Below are 15,653 nucleotides of genomic sequence, written 5' to 3'. Positions count from 1 at the left end.
ATCGGGTAGTAAACCAGAGTGGCGTCCTACCCGATAGCGCTCATCGCCTTTCAGTCGGTGACAGGCTTTTGTAGGACTTGTTCGCTGAGCTTGTCGGCCAGGCGCACGAAGGCAGCCAGATCGAGCTGCTCGGGGCGCAAGCTGCCATCGACGCCGGCGGCTTCGATTTCGGCGTTGCTCAGCAGCAATTTGAGAGTGTTGCGCAATGTTTTGCGGCGCTGGTTGAAGGCTTCGCGCACGACGCGCTCCAGCAGTTTGTGATCTTTGGCTGGATGCGGGAGTACCGCGTGAGGCACCAGGCGCACGATGGCCGAGTCGACTTTCGGCGGCGGATTGAATGCGCCAGGGCCAACGTTGAACAGATGTTCGACCCGGCAATGGTACTGAACCATGATCGATAGCCGACCCCAGTCACCACCGCCAGGGCCGGCCGCCATACGCTCGACCACTTCCTTTTGCAGCATGAAGTGCATGTCGCGGATCAGGCTGGCGTTATGCAGCAGGTGGAAAATCAGCGGCGTAGAGATGTTGTACGGCAGGTTGCCGACTACCCGAAGACTGCCCGGTGCTGCGTTCAGGCTGGTGAAGTCGAACTTCAGCGCATCACCTTGGTGCAGGTTGAAATTGCTCCTGCCGGCGAACTGCTGATTGAGGATCGGAACCAGGTCTTTGTCGAGCTCCACCACGTCCAGCTGGGCGCCGCTGTTGAGCAGGCCTTGGGTCAGTGCGCCCTGGCCCGGGCCGATTTCCAGCAGACGGTCTTCGGGTTTGGCATGAATGGAGCGCAGGATACGGTCGATAACGCCGGCATCGTGCAGGAAGTTCTGGCCGAAGCGCTTGCGCGCCCGGTGTTGGTAATGCTCGGTCATAAACGGGTCTCGGCCATCTGGTAGGCGGTTTCCAGGGCGACTTGCAGGCTGCCGGTATCGATTTTGCCGCTGCCGGCCAGATCCAGGGCGGTGCCGTGGTCGACCGATGTGCGGATGATCGGCAAGCCGAGGGTCACGTTGACTGCCGCGCCGAAGCCTTTGTATTTCAGCACGGGCAGGCCCTGGTCGTGGTACATCGCCAGCACCGCGTCGCAGTGCTCCAGATATTTGGGGGTAAACAGAGTGTCGGCGGGCAGGGGGCCGCGAAGGTCCATGCCCTCGCCGCGCAGGCGCTCTAATGTAGGTTCAATGATGTCGATTTCTTCATGGCCCAGATGACCGCCTTCACCGGCGTGCGGATTAAGCCCGCAAACCAGGATGCGTGGCTGGGCGATGCCGAATTTTTCTTGCAGGTCGGCGTGCAGAATCCGTGTGACCCGTTCCAGACGCTCCGGCGTGATTGCATCAGCAATCTCGCGAAGGGGCAGGTGGGTGGTGACCAGCGCCACACGCAAGCCGCGGGTGGCGAGCATCATCACCACTTGCGCGGTATGAGTCAGGTCAGCGAGAAATTCCGTGTGCCCGGAAAAGGCGATTCCGGATTCATTGATCACGCCCTTGTGCACAGGGGCGGTGATCATGCCGGCGAAATGCCCTTCCAGGCAGCCCTGGCCAGCACGCGTCAGGGTTTCCAGGACGAAAGCCGCATTGGCCTTGTCCAGTTGCCCGGCGGTGACTTTGGCGTTGAGCGGCGTATCCCACACATACAGGCTGTTGGCCGGGGCAGGAGTATCGGGCCAGCTGTCCGGCGTTACCGGCAGCAGATCGACAACCACGCCCAGCTGGGCGGCCCGCTCGATGAGCAGGTCGCGGCTGGTAATGGCAATCAGGGGATGCGGCTGGGCTTGCGAGGCGAGCAGCAGGCACAGGTCAGGACCTATGCCGGCCGGTTCGCCGGGGGTCAACGCGAAACGCTTGGGTTTCACTGCGTTGCCTGGTCTGCACCAGGGAGCTTGATTTCTACATACGCTTCGTCACGGATCTGACGCAGCCAGGTTTGCAGCTCTTCGTCGTATTTGCGGTTACGCAGTACGGTCATTGCTTGCTGCTCGCGGGCCTGGGTAGTGCTGTCAGTGGCGCGGCGGCCAAGGACTTCCAGAACGTGCCAGCCATATTGGGTCTGAAACGGCTTGGACAGCTGACCTTGTGGGGTCTTGGCCATCACTTCGCGGAATTCAGGCACCAGTGCATTCGGGTCGATCCAGTTCAGATCACCACCGTTGAGGGCGGAGCCCGGATCTTCCGAGAAGCTTTTCGCCAGCTCGCCGAAATCTTCGCCCGCTTCGATACGCGAGTAGAGTGATTGAGCCAACGCTTTGGTTTTTTCTTCGTCGCGGATCGGGCTTGGTTTGACCAGGATGTGACGCACATGCACTTCGTCACGCACCTGGGCTTCGCCGCCACGCTTGTCGAGGATCTTCAGGATGATGAAGCCGCCCGGTGTGCGCATTGGCTGGGTCACATCGCCAACGGCCATGGTGCCCAGCAGGCGATCAAACGGAGGGGGCAGTTGAGCGGCTTTACGCCAGCCCATGTCGCCGCCTTCCAGCGCGGTTTCGCTGGCGGATTTGGCGATCGCCAACTGACCGAAGTCAGCGCCTTGCTTGAGCTGCTGGTAAACCGTGTCGGCTTGTTTGGCAGCATTCTGAATCGCGTCGGAGTTGGCGCTTTCCGGCGTAGGAATCAGGATGTTGGCCAGACGGAACTCTTCGGACAGCTGCATCTTGCCCAGGTCGGACGCCAGGAAGTTTTTCACTTCCTGCTCGGACACCTGAATGCGTTCAGCGACACGGCGCTGACGCACACGGCTGATGATCATTTCGCGGCGGATCTGGTCACGAGCGTCGTCATAAGACAGACCGTCGCGAGCCAGGGCGGCGCGAAATTGTTCGATCGACATGTTATTGCGCTGGGCAATGGTGCCGACTGCCTGGTTCAGTTCTTCGTCGGTGATGCGGATACCAGAGCGTTCGCCGATCTGCAGTTGCAGGTTTTCGACGATCAGACGCTCGAGCACCTGCTGATCCAGTACGCCTGCAGGCGGTACGGCAGCACCGCGTTTGGCGATGGTTTGCTGAACTTCGTGAACACGCTGGTCCAGTTGGCTCTGCATGACCACGTCGTTGTCGACGATGGCCACCACTTTATCGATGGACTGTACAGCGGCGTTGGCCGCGGTACCCAGGAACAGCGCGCCCAGCATCAGCGGGCGCAGACAATCAGAAAGCTTGGTCTTCACGTTCACGATAACCTTGGATGCCTTTGTCGAGGAAGCTCTCTACCTTGGCGCCGGTGAGGCCGCCGAGTCCCTTCAGAACAATTTGGAGGAAGATGCCGTGGTCGCCTTTTTCGTTTTCCGGGGCGTTTTGACTGAATTCGTCATAGCTGACCCAGTAACGGTTGATCAGGCGCAATTTCCAGCAGCAGTTGTCGTATTCGAAACCACCGAAAGCTTCCAGAGTACGGTTGCGGTTGTAGTCATACTGCCAGCGGCTGATGGCATTCCACTGCGGCACGATCGGCCAGATCACGGAGAAGTCGTGCTGCTCGATCTTGTAGTAGTCCTTCACGTAGCCAGGAGTGCCCGGAGTACCGTAGTCACCACCGCCCACCTGCCATCTACCAGTGTTCTGGTCATAACGGACCTGGTCGTTGCGGTAGCGATAACCGGCGTTGATAACCTTGTTCGGGTTGTCTTCAGGCTGGTAGTGGAACATCGCGCTGCCCGAGCGAGGGCTGCGGCTGTCCGGGTCCCAGTTGTAGTCGGCTGTGGTGCGCCAATCGCGGTTCCAGCGGTATTCATATTCCAGCGCGTACGGGGAAACGTTGGCTTGAGCATCGGCGCGGGTTTTCGCATCGATACCTGGCAACTGGACTTCGCGGTCCTTGAAATACAAGGCCTGGCCGATGCTGATGCGTTGACGTTCGAAGCCGTTTTCTTCGATCCAGCGGTTGGTCACGCCCAGCGACAGCTTGTTCTCGTCACCAACACGGTCGGCGCCGGAGAAGCGGTTGTCGCGGAACAGCGAGGCGTAGTTGAAGGTGTATTCGCCTGTATCGAAAACCGGAATGTCTTCCTGATCAGTCTCTGGGACGTAGAGGTAGAACAACCGCGGCTCGAGGGTCTGGCGATAGTTCTTGCCGAACCATTGCGTGTCGCGATCGAAGTACAGGCCGCTGTCGATGCTCGCGATCGGCACACCACGGTTCTGGTTACGGCTGTAGGTACCGTTGAGCCGGTCCGCTTCTGCGCTTTGTGCAGCAACCTGATTTTTGCCGGTACCATCCAGATCCAGATCGTACTGGGTGTACTGGTACTTCAGGGATGGTTTCAAGAAACCATAAGTCCAGTTCAGCGGCAGGCTGACACCCGGCTTGAGGTTCAATCGGTTGCCATTGGCACGTGCAAGTCCGGCCACGTTGTTATCAAGTCGCGGTTCGACGGTGCCATCTTCGTTTACGAAGTCGCCATTTTTCAAATCACGCTCGAACCGGACGATTTCAGTTTCATAGTCGAAATCCAGGCCTTCCGGATGATACGGCAGCTGACCATTGAACGTGATCTGCGGCAAACGATCATAAGGCGTGATGTTCGAAACAGTCGCCAGCTGATAAGCCTGGGCATTCAAACGAGCGGTATAGCTGTCGCCACGATAGGTGACAGAACCTTGCTGATTCACGAAATCGGCACTTTTCACACCAATCTGATCAGTCTGCAAATCCTGGAAGTAATACGGATCGCTGATCTTGGTGTAATCGACCTGAGTCATTACGCGCGAGTCCAGACCACCCTTGTGCTGCCAGTTGTACATGTAGCGGGTTTTTTCGTAGTCGGTCTGGTTGCTGCGATCGGTGTTGTCGTCGTTGAGATAGGCGGCGCCGAGCTGACCTTCGCTGGACTCGGTCAGGTAGCGGAACTCGCCTTCCATCAACAAGCCACGCTTGCTCATGTAGCGCGGGTACAACGTGGCATCGTAGTTCGGTGCCAGGTTGAAGTAGTACGGTGTAACCAGCAGGAAGCCGGTATCGCTGCCGGAGCCCACAGTCGGCGGCAGGAAACCGGACTGGCGACGGTCGTCGATCGGGAAGTAGATGTACGGCGTGTACAGCACCGGAATGTCCTTGACCCGCAGCGTCACGTTGGTCGCGGTACCGAAGCCGGTCGCCGGGTTCAAGGTGATGTTGTTGCCCTTGAGCTGCCAGGCATTGCTGTCCGGTTCGCACGTGGTGTACGTACCATCCTTGAGGCGGATGATCGCGTTCTCGGCACGCTTGGCGTACAGCGCGTTACCGCGGATACGCGATTTGTGCATCACGTATTCGGCGTTGTCGACCTTGGCTTCACCGGTGTCGAGTTGCACGTCGGCGTGGTCGCCCACGATCAGTGCGCCGTTGTCGCGAATGCGCACGTTGCCGCTCAGTTCGCCACGGCTTTCGGCCTGGTACAGGTTCGCTTCGTCGGCTTCGGCCTGCATGCTGCCCTGACGCATGACCACGTCACCGGCCAGGGTAGCGATCTGTTCTTCCTGCTTATAGCGGGAGGCTTTGGCGCCGATAAAGGTTGGCGCGTCACTTTTATCCGTCTTGTCATTCATGCCAGGACGAATCGGTTCGATATAGGAACCAGAGCAGTAAGGACCGGTTTCGGCCAATTGCGCTGCGGTGAGCTTCTCGCGCGGAACCCAGTCGAGGTGACTGTAGTCTTCACTGCGCGACTTCAGGCCGCGGCCCTTGGACTCGGTAACCAGCACGGGTTTGGCGCCGGTGTCTGCGCTGGAGCCGGTGTCTGCCGCAGCTTCACCAGTGGCGGAAACTGCGCTGCCGTCATGGACGGGGCGTGGCGGCAATGCCGCCGCCGGCGCCTTTGGCGCACAGTCCCAGGCACCCGAAGCAGAGACTGAGCAGTCATACTGTTCCGCGGCGACCACGAACGAAGTGGCTAGAGGTTGCAGGGCCAGCAGACTGCCGGTAACCAACAACGGAAATTTTTTACGAAACGCGGGGGATTTCAATGCCATCTTATTAGTCCGGGCTTCCTGCGTGCCATCTGCCCGCGGTGTGGGCCGCACGCCTCTCGATGGTCTGAAAAAGATGCTGGATAATAAAGCATGACCCGCTTGACGGCTAGCGCCGTCGGAGACCCTTGCAATGCCTGATCAAGATGTACGCTTGCAACACCTGAAAGTTTGGCTCGATGAACAGTTGGCTATCCTCTTTGCAGCACAAGATTGGGGCGCCGTGCCCCCGGCCACGTTGACTGCGGCCAGTAGCGACGCGAGTTTCCGACGCTATTTCCGCTGGGAAGGCGCAGGCAGAAGTTTCGTCGTGATGGACGCGCCGCCGCCCCAGGAAAACTGCAAACCCTTCGTGGATATCGCTTTTTTGCTGGCGAAATCCGGAATAAACGTGCCGAAAATTTATGCCGAAGACCTCGAACGTGGTTTTCTGTTGCTCAATGACCTGGGCAACAAGACTTATCTGGACGTGATCGACAGCGAAAACGCCGACGATTTGTTCAAAGATGCCCTGCAAGCACTGCTGGCTTTCCAACAGTTGCCGATGGTCGCGCCGCTGCCAAGTTATGACGTGGCGCTGCTGCGTCGCGAGCTGGAATTGTTCCCTGAGTGGTACGTGAAGCGCGAACTGGGCATTGAGTTCGACTCGGCGCAGCAAACGTTCTGGCGACAGGTCAGCGACGTGCTGATCGACAGCGCTCTGGCTCAGCCCAAAGTCCTGGTGCATCGCGACTACATGCCGCGCAACCTGATGCTCAGCGAGCCGAATCCCGGCGTACTGGATTTCCAGGACGCGGTTTACGGCCCAGTGACCTACGACGTGACCTGCCTGTTCAAGGATGCCTTCCTCAGCTGGCCTGAAGAGCGCGTGCGTGCCTGGCTGGAGGATTACTGGCAGCAAGCAGGCGCGCTCGACATCCCGGTTCAGCCAGACTTTGAAGACTTCCTGCGTGCCAGCGACCTGATGGGCGTGCAGCGCCACTTGAAAGTCATCGGCATTTTCGCCCGCATCTGCCATCGCGACGGCAAGCCTCGCTACCTCGGCGATGTGCCGCGCTTCTTTGCTTATATAGACGCGGTCATCGCCCGTCGCCCTGAACTGGCAGAGTTGGGTGAATTGTTGGCCAGTCTGCGTGCTGGAGCGACTGCATGAAGGCAATGATTCTGGCCGCGGGTAAAGGCGAGCGCATGCGTCCGCTGACCCTGACCACACCAAAACCGCTGGTTCGCGCCGGCGGAGTGCCCCTGATCGAGTATCACCTGCGCGCATTGGCGGCTGCAGGGTTTAGCGAAATCGTGATCAACCATGCCTGGCTCGGTCAGCAGATCGAAGATTATCTGGGCGATGGTTCGCGGTATGGCGTGAGCATTCAGTACTCGGCGGAAGGTGAGCCGCTGGAAACCGGTGGCGGTATTTTCCGTGCGTTGCCGTTATTGGGTGACGAGGCCTTTGTGGTGGTCAATGGCGACATCTGGACCGACTACGACTTCAGCGTGTTGCATCAGCCCATCGTCGGGCTCGCTCATCTGGTATTGGCGGACAATCCGGCGCATCACCCGAGTGGAGATTTCACTTTGGTCGATGGCCGTGTGCAGGACGGTCAGCCGGATACATCAACCCTGACCTACAGCGGCATCGCCGTGCTGCACCCGCAGCTGTTCGACGGGTGCTCGACCGGTGCCTTCAAGCTTGCGCCGCTGCTGCGCAAAGCCATGGCTGACGGGCAAGTGACCGGCGAACGCCTGAATGGGCAGTGGGTGGATGTCGGCACCCACGAGCGCCTGGCTGAAGTCGAAACTCTGATAGAAGCGAGACGCTGACATGTTGTGGCCAGGGACTCTGATTGGAGCCGGAGCGGGCTTTGTCATAGCCGACATTCCGGGGGCCATGCTCGGTGCTTTATTGGGACAGGCGCTGGACCGGCGCTTGCACCTGCAGAGCTGGGCGCATTTATGGGAAAAATTCGGCGGTCGCTCGGTGCTGCGCAACGATGAACTGCTGTTCGTGTTGCTGGGCCGATTGGCCAAGAGCGATGGGCGGGTAGTGGATGGCCACATCCAGCAGGCGCGGCAGGAAATGCGTTCGCTGGAAATGACCGAATCGGCGCAACGTCGGGCGATTGCGGCGTTCAATCGCGGTAAGGCGGGACATGACCGGTTGCGCGGTTATCTGCGACGCCTGAGTGCTCAACCCCATGCGGCGGAAGGGGTGTTGCGTGCCTGTTGGCGGATGGTCTGGGCCGATGGCCGCGCCGGTAGCAGTGAGCGCGAGCTGATTGCCCAGTGGGGCAAATGGTTGGGGTGGACGCGACAACAGGTGCAGGCCTTGGCGACTGACTATGAGCCGCAGAAACGCCCACAGGTCAGTAGCGTGGTCACGTATCAGGATGCCTTGCGGCTGCTGGGAGTATCCACGACCAGTGAGCCGGCGCAAATCAAGCGCGCCTATCGACGCCTGCTCAGTCGTCATCATCCGGACAAGATTGCCGGCAGCGGTGCGACGGCGTTGCAGGTTCGCGAGGCTACGGACAAGACTCGTGAATTGCACACTGCCTATACGTTGATTCGTGAGCGGCGGGATTTTCGTTAGCCGGGATGAGTTGTATCGCCAGTTCTTCCGTCTTCGCGGGCAAGCCTCGCTCCTACAGGGTTTATAAACGCCGCATATTGGGCAGGACACAAAACCCGTAGGAGCGAGGCTTGCCCGCGAATGGTCCAATCCGATCTATCAGTCCGCCGCAGGTTGAGGATTCAACCAACCCCGCACCCGCCGGACCAACTGCTCTTGCTCGGCCTTGGCGTTCCCCGGCAAAGCCTTGAGCGACACCTGACTGAACCCCGTAGTTTTCAAGCGCTTGCTGGCCTGCAAGCGTTCCAGCGCGGCGTTACGATCCACTGGCTTATCCATATAGAAGATATCTGCGGCAGGCAGCTTCAAGGTGGGTGTGAGTTCAGCCAGCCCCGGCGTCGCTGTAGCAGGCGTCTGAGCGGCGACCATCACCAACTTCTCGACTTGCGATGGCTGCTTCTCGCTCAGATAACGCGCGGCCCAGTAAGCGCCGGTACCATGGCCCAATACGACGATGCTGCGAGCGCTTTGCTGTTCGGCGTAGGCGATGGCGGCATCGATGCGGGCGAAGATTCGCTCCGCGTCAGCTTTAGCCTGTTCCTCGGTGGTTTCGACGATGGCCTTGTCGGCCACATCCGCTTCGCCGCCGGCCGCCTGTTCGATGGGCGCCGCGGTCGTGGCGTCTTTGCTGCCGGCATCAGGCGTTTTGGGCGCAGGCGCCGCTTCGACGATACGTGGCGCAATGGCTTCGCTTTGCAGGTCCGGCAAGGTGATACTCAGGCTGCTCCACTCGACGTCCGGCAATTTGCGCCGCAATGGGCTGATCGCTTGCGGCCAGTCAGCTGTTTCGCCAGCACCCGGGATGATAATCACCGCGCCTTTGGGTTCGGCGGTATTGGCCGGTTTCCACAAGGCGAGAAAGCTGTCGGTGCCGGCTTGCAGTTGTTGCTGTTCCTGCGCAGGGATTTTTCGCTCAAGTGCGGTCGCTTCTTCCTGACTACGTTCAAGCAGCGGCTGGCGTTCGACCGGTTTTTCTTCTGCGGGTTTTTCCGCAGCGGCAGGTGCCGGATCGGCCGCCTCGACGGAAAACGCGCAAGGCAGGATCAACGACAGGCACAATGCTGGCAGTGCCAGGCGGTAGACAGGGGGCATCGGATATTCCAGGCCAGAAGTTATTCCGGCAGCCTAATGGGTTGGTCAGTATTTGTCAGTGTGTGAGACTTCGATGATGCATTTTCGCTGCCTGTGGGTTATCGGCTGTTTGTGGTTTCCCTTGATGGGCTGGGCGGCGCCCGCGCCACCGGCGCATGTCGTGCACCTGTCGCCAACGCAACAGCAATGGCTGGCGCAGCATGGCGAGTTGCGGGTCGGAGTGGTGTTGCAAACGCCTTATGCCCAATACGATCGCCGCTTGCAGCGCCTGTCCGGGGTGAACATCGAGCTGATGAAGTGGCTGGCCAAAGCGCTCAAGATCGAACTGAGCTGGCGTAATTATCCTGATCTTGCGCAACTGGAAGCCGCCGCCCGTGAAGGCGACATCGATATCGCGCCAGGGCTGACGCAAACCCCCGCGGCTTTGCGGCTCTGGCAATTTTCCGATCCTTATATGCGGGTGCCGCAACTGGTGGTCAGCGACCAGAAGAGCACCGGCGCGGTAGAGCTGGAAAAACTCGACAGCCAGACCCGCGTCGCCGTGCGCATGCCCAGCGTCACGGCCGATTATCTGCGCAGCAATTATCCCCATCTGAACCTGCAAGGCGTGCCCCTGGAGCGCCAGGCGCTGCAATTGTTGTTGAGTCAGCAGGCCGGTTACGCCGTGGTCGATGAAGCGCAGTTCGGGCGTTTGTCTGCCGAGCCTGAGTTCTCCGGGCTGGCCGTGGTGGGCGATATCGGTTTCCCGCAACTGCTGCGAGTGGCCACGCGCCGGGACTGGCCGGAGTTGGCCGGCATCGTCGAAAGCGCGCTGCGGGCGATCCCGGCCAAGGACCTGGAGCAACTGCACAATCAATGGCTGCAACCCAAGTATCCGCGGTTGTCCGAGTCGCCGGGTTTCTGGCAAAACCTCAGCCTGCTCTTGGTGGTGTTACTGCTGAGCAGCATGGCCATTGTGTTCTGGCAGCGTCGTCAGCAGCACAGTCTGGAGCAACGATTGCTGGCGGCGCGCGAAGATATTGCCCTGCGCGAGGCCAGCGAAGAGGCTTTGCGTCTCACGCAGTTTTCCATCGATCAGAGCACCGTTGGCATCCTCTGGGTCAACTGGGACAGCCATGTGCGCTACGCCAACCGGGCGGCTGAAACCATGCTCGGCTATCCGGCGGGCGGGATCATTGATCGGCCATTGATCGACTTCGAACCCGGTTTGCACATGGACCGCTGGCTGAGCCTGTGGAAACGCGCTCGGGCCAGTGACGAAGGGCCGCAAAGTTTCGAAACCAATTGCGTGCGAGCGGACGGCAGTATTCTGCCGGCGGATGTTTCGTTGAGCTTCTTGCGCTTTCGCGATGGCGAGTACCTGGTGGTTTATCTCAATGACGTCACCGAGCGTCGTCGCGCCTTGGCGGCATTGCAGGAAAGCGAGGCGCGGCTGCAAGGGATCGCCGCCAACGTGCCCGGACTGGTCTTTCGTCTGGAGCGCGCGCCGGTGACCGGGCAGATCGACTTTGCCTACATCAGTGAAGGCAGCGAGAGCCTGGTGGGCTACTCGCCGGCTACTCTGGCGCATCGGGACAAAGGCCTGCGCAGTCTGGTGCATCCGGAAGACAAGGCCAGTTACCACCAGACTCAGGACCATGCACTGGACACCGACAGCGACTGGTCGTGGCAGGGACGGATTTTGACCCGTCAGGGCGAGCAGCGCTGGGCCGAGATCAAGGCCATCACCCGCCGGCTTGAAGATGGCGCTTATGTCTGGGACGGGATCGTCTGGGACATCACCGAGAGCAAGCGCATCGAGCTGGAACTGGCCAGCTCCCGCGAGCAATTACGCGAGTTATCCGCTCACCTGGAGAGCGTGCGGGAAGAGGAAAAGGCCCGCATCGCCCGGGAAGTTCATGACGAGCTGGGTCAGATGTTGACCGTATTGAAGCTGGAAACGTCCATGTGCGAATTGGCCTACGCCCAGCTCGACCCAGGTCTGCATGAGCGCTTGAACAGCATGAAGCGGTTGATCGCTCAGCTGTTTCAACTGGTGCGTGATGTGGCCACGGCGCTACGGCCACCGATTCTCGATGCCGGGATCGCCTCGGCCATTGAGTGGCAGGCGCGCCGGTTCGAGGCACGCACGCAGATCCCGTGCCTGGTGCAAGTGCCGGATAACTTGCCGGTGCTCAGCGATGCCAAGGCCATCGGGCTGTTCCGGATCCTTCAGGAAGCGCTGACCAATGTCATGCGCCACGCCCAGGCGCATACTGTTGAACTGACGCTGGCCCTTGAGGGCGATGAACTCTGTCTGACTGTCAGCGATGATGGCGTAGGATTTGTCGCCGCCACTGGCAGGCCGACATCCTTTGGTGTGGTCGGCATGCGTGAGCGGGTGTTGATCATGGGCGGGCAGTTGTTGCTTGAGAGTGAGCCGGGGGAGGGGACGACCCTGAGTGTGCGAGTGCCGCTGGATGAAGCCTGAAGAATTTGTGGTGTCTGTGCTGGCGCTTTCGCGAGCAGGCTCGCTCCCACAGGGATGTGAGTAATTGCACAGATCTTTGACACACCGAAATCCAATGTGGGAGCGAGCCTGCTCGCGATGATCTTGGCTCTGACATAAGAAGAATGGAGAAGAACGTGATCCGTGTCCTGGTAGCCGAAGACCACACCATCGTTCGCGAAGGCATCAAGCAATTGATCGGCCTGGCCAAGGACTTGCTGGTGGTAGGGGAGGCGAGCAATGGCGAGCAGTTGCTCGAGACCTTGCGCCATGTTCCCTGCGAAGTGGTGTTGCTGGATATCTCCATGCCTGGGGTCAATGGCCTGGAAGCGATTCCGCGGATTCGCGCCTTGAACAATCCCCCGGCGATTCTGGTGCTGTCGATGCACGACGAAGCTCAAATGGCTGCTCGGGCGTTGAAGGTCGGCGCCGCAGGCTATGCCACCAAGGACAGCGATCCGGCATTGCTGCTGACGGCAATCCGCAAAGTCGCGGCGGGCGGGCGATACATCGACCCTGACCTGGCCGACCGTATGGTCTTTGAAGTCGGTCTGACGGATTCGCGGCCGTTGCACTCGTTGCTGTCGGAGCGTGAATTCTCGGTATTCGAACGCCTGGCCCAAGGCGCCAACGTCAACGACATCGCCCAGCAACTGGCCCTGAGCAGCAAAACCATCAGCACCCACAAGGCGCGGCTGATGCAAAAACTCAACATCACCTCCCTGGCCGAACTGGTGAAGTACGCGATGGAACACAAACTCCTCTGACACACGATTCACCGCAGATTCTGTAGGAGCGAGGCTTGCCCGCGAAGCTTTTGGCGCCAGTGAGAACGCCTTCGCGGGCAAGCCTCGCTCCTACAGGGGCCGTGTCGGCATGTCCATTTGCGACATGCCTCCAACGCTGCTTTTGCCTGTTCTTGCGGCTTGCAGCTCACCGCCTGTCGCGATCCCGAATCGACATATCCATCCCCGTCATCCTTGTAGGGCAATCCCTACCCCCAACCTTCCATCCGGCTGAGGCGATTCTCTCCTGCGCCCCGATTTGCGTGGCTCCCAGCGTCCACTAGGCTTAGTCCACAGCAGTCATCAATAACAAAGGTGTGGGTATGAGCCAGGTTGATTCAAACGCAGGGGCCAGCGATATTCTGGTCAGCTTTCGTGGAGTGCAAAAGAGCTACGACGGCGAGAACCTGATCGTCAAAGACCTCAACCTGGATATTCGCAAAGGCGAATTCCTCACCTTGCTCGGGCCGTCCGGCTCCGGCAAGACCACCAGTCTGATGATGCTCGCCGGTTTCGAAACGCCGACCGCCGGGGAAATTCAACTGGCCGGGCGTTCTATCAACAACGTGCCGCCGCATAAACGCGACATCGGCATGGTGTTCCAGAACTACGCGTTGTTTCCGCACATGACGGTTGCCGAGAACCTGGCGTTCCCGCTGACCGTGCGCGGTTTGAACAAGAGCGATGTCAGTGACCGGGTCAAACGTGTTTTGAGCATGGTTCAGCTCGACACCTTCGCCCAGCGTTATCCGGCGCAACTGTCCGGCGGTCAGCAACAGCGTGTGGCCTTGGCCCGGGCGTTGGTGTTCGAACCGCAACTGGTGCTGATGGACGAACCTCTCGGCGCATTGGACAAACAACTGCGCGAACACATGCAGATGGAAATCAAACACCTGCACCAGCGTCTCGGTGTGACCGTGGTCTACGTCACCCACGACCAGGGCGAAGCCCTGACCATGTCCGACCGTGTAGCGGTTTTCCATCAAGGTGAAATCCAGCAGATCGCGCCACCGCGCTCCCTCTATGAAGAGCCGAAAAACACCTTCGTCGCCAACTTCATCGGCGAGAACAACCGTCTCAATGGCCGCTTGCACAGCCACACCGGCGACCGCTGCGTGGTTGAGCTCGGTCGCGGTGAAAAGGTTGAAGCGCTGGCGGTCAATGTCGGCAAGACCGGCGAACCCGTCACGCTGTCGATTCGCCCGGAGCGCGTGAGCCTCAATGGTTCGAGCGAGTCCTGCGTCAACCGCTTCTCAGGGCGGGTGGCGGAATTCATCTATCTGGGCGACCACGTCCGGGTTCGCCTGGAAGTCTGCGGCAAGACCGACTTCTTTGTGAAACAACCGATTGCCGAGCTCGATCCCGCGCTCGCCGTCGGCGATGTGGTACCGCTTGGCTGGCAGGTCGAACACGTTCGCGCGCTCGACCCACTTTTAGAGGCGCATTGATCGCCCCCTGCTTCACCAACACCAACCCTGCACGTGGAGAGAACAATAAATGTTGAGATCCCTGAAATTCACCGCTCTGGTCGTCGGCATGATGAGTGCGGCGCACGCAATGGCGGCGGGCCCGGACCTGACCGTGGTGTCCTTTGGCGGGGCGAACAAGGCGGCGCAGGTCAAAGCCTTCTACGCACCGTGGGAAGCGGCGGGCAATGGCAAAATCGTCGCTGGCGAGTACAACGGCGAGATGGCCAAGGTCAAAGCCATGGTCGACACCAAGAGCGTGTCTTGGGACCTGGTGGAAGTTGAATCGCCAGAACTGTCCCGTGGTTGCGACGAAGACATGTTCGAGCAACTCGACCCTGCGCTGTTCGGCAAGACCGAAGACTACGTCAAAGGCGCTATTCAGCCGTGCGGCGTGGGCTTCTTCGTGTGGTCGACCGTGTTGGCCTACAACGCCGACAAGCTGAAAACCGCTCCGACCAGTTGGGTCGATTTCTGGGACACCAAGAAATTCCCAGGCAAGCGCGGGCTGCGTAAAGGCGCCAAGTACACCTTGGAATTCGCCTTGATGGCCGATGGTGTTGCACCAAAAGACGTCTACAAAGTGCTGGCCGGCAAGGACGGTCAGGACCGTGCGTTCAAGAAACTCGATGAACTCAAACCAAGCATCCAGTGGTGGGAAGCCGGCGCACAACCGCCGCAATACCTCGCCTCCGGTGACGTGGTCATGAGTTCGGCCTACAACGGCCGGATCGCGGCGGTACAGAAAGAAAGCAACCTGAAAGTGGTGTGGAACGGCGGTATCTACGACTTCGACGCATGGGCGATTCCAAAAGGCCTGGATAAAACCCGTGCTGAAGCGGCGAAGAAATTCATCGCGTTCTCGGTGGCTCCGCAGCAGCAGAAGACCTACTCGGAAAACATCGCCTACGGCCCGGCCAACACCCAAGCCGTGCCATTGCTGTCCAAGGATGTCCTGAAAGACATGCCGACCACCCCGGAAAACATCGCCAACCAGGTGCAGATCGACGTCAGCTTCTGGGCTGACAACGGCGAGCAACTGGAACAGCGCTTCAATTCCTGGGCTGCCAAGTAAGACCACCCCGTGGGCTTACCCACTCTTGTAGGAGCGAGGCTTGCCCGCGAAGACGTCAGCACATTCAACATCAATGTTGACTGACACACCGCCTTCGCGGGCAAGCCTCGCTCCTACAGGGGTGATGCGTAGTTATCAAGAACAGAGGTGGCCTTGCGGTCACGGAATGCCACC

Annotated in this window: 12 protein-coding genes; 7 read left to right on the top strand and 5 right to left on the bottom strand. The window is 59.7% G+C overall.

All coding sequences use genetic code 11. The annotated features are described in order from the left end of the window. Positions 1-50 precede the first annotated feature (50 nt). The 4 genes from rsmA to ACYZT2_RS26055 are packed head-to-tail and all read right to left on the bottom strand — an operon-like array spanning position 51 to position 5,947. Positions 51-869, bottom strand: a complete 819-nt coding sequence (gene rsmA, locus ACYZT2_RS26070) for a 16S rRNA (adenine(1518)-N(6)/adenine(1519)-N(6))-dimethyltransferase RsmA (protein ID WP_038981253.1) — start codon at positions 867-869, stop codon at positions 51-53. After that, entirely contained in the window at positions 866-1,855 is a 990-nt protein-coding gene (pdxA, locus tag ACYZT2_RS26065; protein WP_461968503.1) for a 4-hydroxythreonine-4-phosphate dehydrogenase PdxA, read from the bottom strand. Before pdxA ends, rsmA begins: the two co-directional genes overlap by 4 nt. Next, positions 1,852-3,168: a peptidylprolyl isomerase SurA gene (surA, locus tag ACYZT2_RS26060; protein WP_461968501.1), complete on the bottom strand. Its 1,317-nt coding sequence runs from the start codon at positions 3,166-3,168 to the stop codon at positions 1,852-1,854. The genes pdxA and surA overlap by 4 nt, the downstream gene beginning before the upstream one ends. Beyond that, complete coding sequence (locus ACYZT2_RS26055) at positions 3,149-5,947, bottom strand: LPS-assembly protein LptD (RefSeq protein ID WP_461968499.1); 2,799 nt, start codon at positions 5,945-5,947, stop codon at positions 3,149-3,151. The genes surA and ACYZT2_RS26055 overlap by 20 nt, the downstream gene beginning before the upstream one ends. Positions 5,948-6,077: 130 nt before the next feature. Between ACYZT2_RS26055 and ACYZT2_RS26050 the strand changes: the two genes are divergently transcribed. The 3 genes from ACYZT2_RS26050 to ACYZT2_RS26040 are packed head-to-tail and all read left to right on the top strand — an operon-like array spanning position 6,078 to position 8,534. Next, a complete protein-coding gene (locus ACYZT2_RS26050; protein WP_461968497.1) occupies positions 6,078-7,097 on the top strand; it encodes an aminoglycoside phosphotransferase family protein in 1,020 nt (339 codons plus the stop codon). Continuing rightward, the gene (murU, locus tag ACYZT2_RS26045) at positions 7,094-7,765 is read left to right on the top strand and encodes an N-acetylmuramate alpha-1-phosphate uridylyltransferase MurU (RefSeq protein WP_461968495.1); all 672 of its coding nucleotides are present in this window, start codon (positions 7,094-7,096) and stop codon (positions 7,763-7,765) included. The genes ACYZT2_RS26050 and murU overlap by 4 nt, the downstream gene beginning before the upstream one ends. Position 7,766: 1 nt before the next feature. Continuing rightward, positions 7,767-8,534, top strand: coding sequence for a TerB family tellurite resistance protein (locus tag ACYZT2_RS26040; protein WP_461968493.1), 768 nt, complete (start codon positions 7,767-7,769; stop codon positions 8,532-8,534). A gap of 138 nt (positions 8,535-8,672) precedes the next feature. Here the strand turns inward: ACYZT2_RS26040 and ACYZT2_RS26035 are convergent, their stop codons facing one another. After that, the gene (locus ACYZT2_RS26035) at positions 8,673-9,665 is read right to left on the bottom strand and encodes an alpha/beta hydrolase family protein (protein ID WP_461968491.1); all 993 of its coding nucleotides are present in this window, start codon (positions 9,663-9,665) and stop codon (positions 8,673-8,675) included. Between the two features lie 73 nt (positions 9,666-9,738). On the opposite strand from ACYZT2_RS26035, the gene ACYZT2_RS26030 reads away from it, so the two are divergent. The 4 genes from ACYZT2_RS26030 (at position 9,739) to ACYZT2_RS26015 (ending at position 15,479) form a co-directional block, all read left to right on the top strand. Further along, on the top strand, positions 9,739-12,135 hold the full coding sequence (locus ACYZT2_RS26030) for a PAS domain-containing sensor histidine kinase (protein WP_461968489.1): 2,397 nt from the start codon (positions 9,739-9,741) through the stop codon (positions 12,133-12,135). A gap of 155 nt (positions 12,136-12,290) precedes the next feature. After that, the gene (locus ACYZT2_RS26025) at positions 12,291-12,920 is read left to right on the top strand and encodes a response regulator (RefSeq protein ID WP_003210977.1); all 630 of its coding nucleotides are present in this window, start codon (positions 12,291-12,293) and stop codon (positions 12,918-12,920) included. Positions 12,921-13,261: 341 nt separating this feature from the next. After that, positions 13,262-14,386 (top strand): ABC transporter ATP-binding protein, encoded by a 1,125-nt coding sequence (locus tag ACYZT2_RS26020; protein ID WP_461968487.1) that lies wholly within the window; start codon positions 13,262-13,264, stop codon positions 14,384-14,386. Between the two features lie 49 nt (positions 14,387-14,435). Next, complete coding sequence (locus ACYZT2_RS26015) at positions 14,436-15,479, top strand: ABC transporter substrate-binding protein (RefSeq protein ID WP_461968485.1); 1,044 nt, start codon at positions 14,436-14,438, stop codon at positions 15,477-15,479. Positions 15,480-15,653: the final 174 nt, after the last annotated feature.

The organism is Pseudomonas sp. MDT1-85 (assembly GCF_054898065.1).
Note: the sequence above shows the minus strand (reverse complement) of the source record. Positions and strands in the feature narration are given on the sequence as shown.

What these genes read in the sequence shown, in the direction of transcription:
- rsmA (WP_038981253.1), bottom strand. Translation starts at nt 869, where the DNA reads ATGACCGAGCATTACCAACACCGGGCGCGCAAGCGCTTCGGCCAGAAC.
- ACYZT2_RS26055 (WP_461968499.1), bottom strand. Translation starts at nt 5,947, where the DNA reads ATGGCATTGAAATCCCCCGCGTTTCGTAAAAAATTTCCGTTGTTGGTT.
- ACYZT2_RS26050 (WP_461968497.1), top strand. Translation starts at nt 6,078, where the DNA reads ATGCCTGATCAAGATGTACGCTTGCAACACCTGAAAGTTTGGCTCGAT.
- murU (WP_461968495.1), top strand. Translation starts at nt 7,094, where the DNA reads ATGAAGGCAATGATTCTGGCCGCGGGTAAAGGCGAGCGCATGCGTCCG.
- ACYZT2_RS26040 (WP_461968493.1), top strand. Translation starts at nt 7,767, where the DNA reads ATGTTGTGGCCAGGGACTCTGATTGGAGCCGGAGCGGGCTTTGTCATA.
- ACYZT2_RS26035 (WP_461968491.1), bottom strand. Translation starts at nt 9,665, where the DNA reads ATGCCCCCTGTCTACCGCCTGGCACTGCCAGCATTGTGCCTGTCGTTG.
- ACYZT2_RS26030 (WP_461968489.1), top strand. Translation starts at nt 9,739, where the DNA reads ATGATGCATTTTCGCTGCCTGTGGGTTATCGGCTGTTTGTGGTTTCCC.
- ACYZT2_RS26020 (WP_461968487.1), top strand. Translation starts at nt 13,262, where the DNA reads ATGAGCCAGGTTGATTCAAACGCAGGGGCCAGCGATATTCTGGTCAGC.
- ACYZT2_RS26015 (WP_461968485.1), top strand. Translation starts at nt 14,436, where the DNA reads ATGTTGAGATCCCTGAAATTCACCGCTCTGGTCGTCGGCATGATGAGT.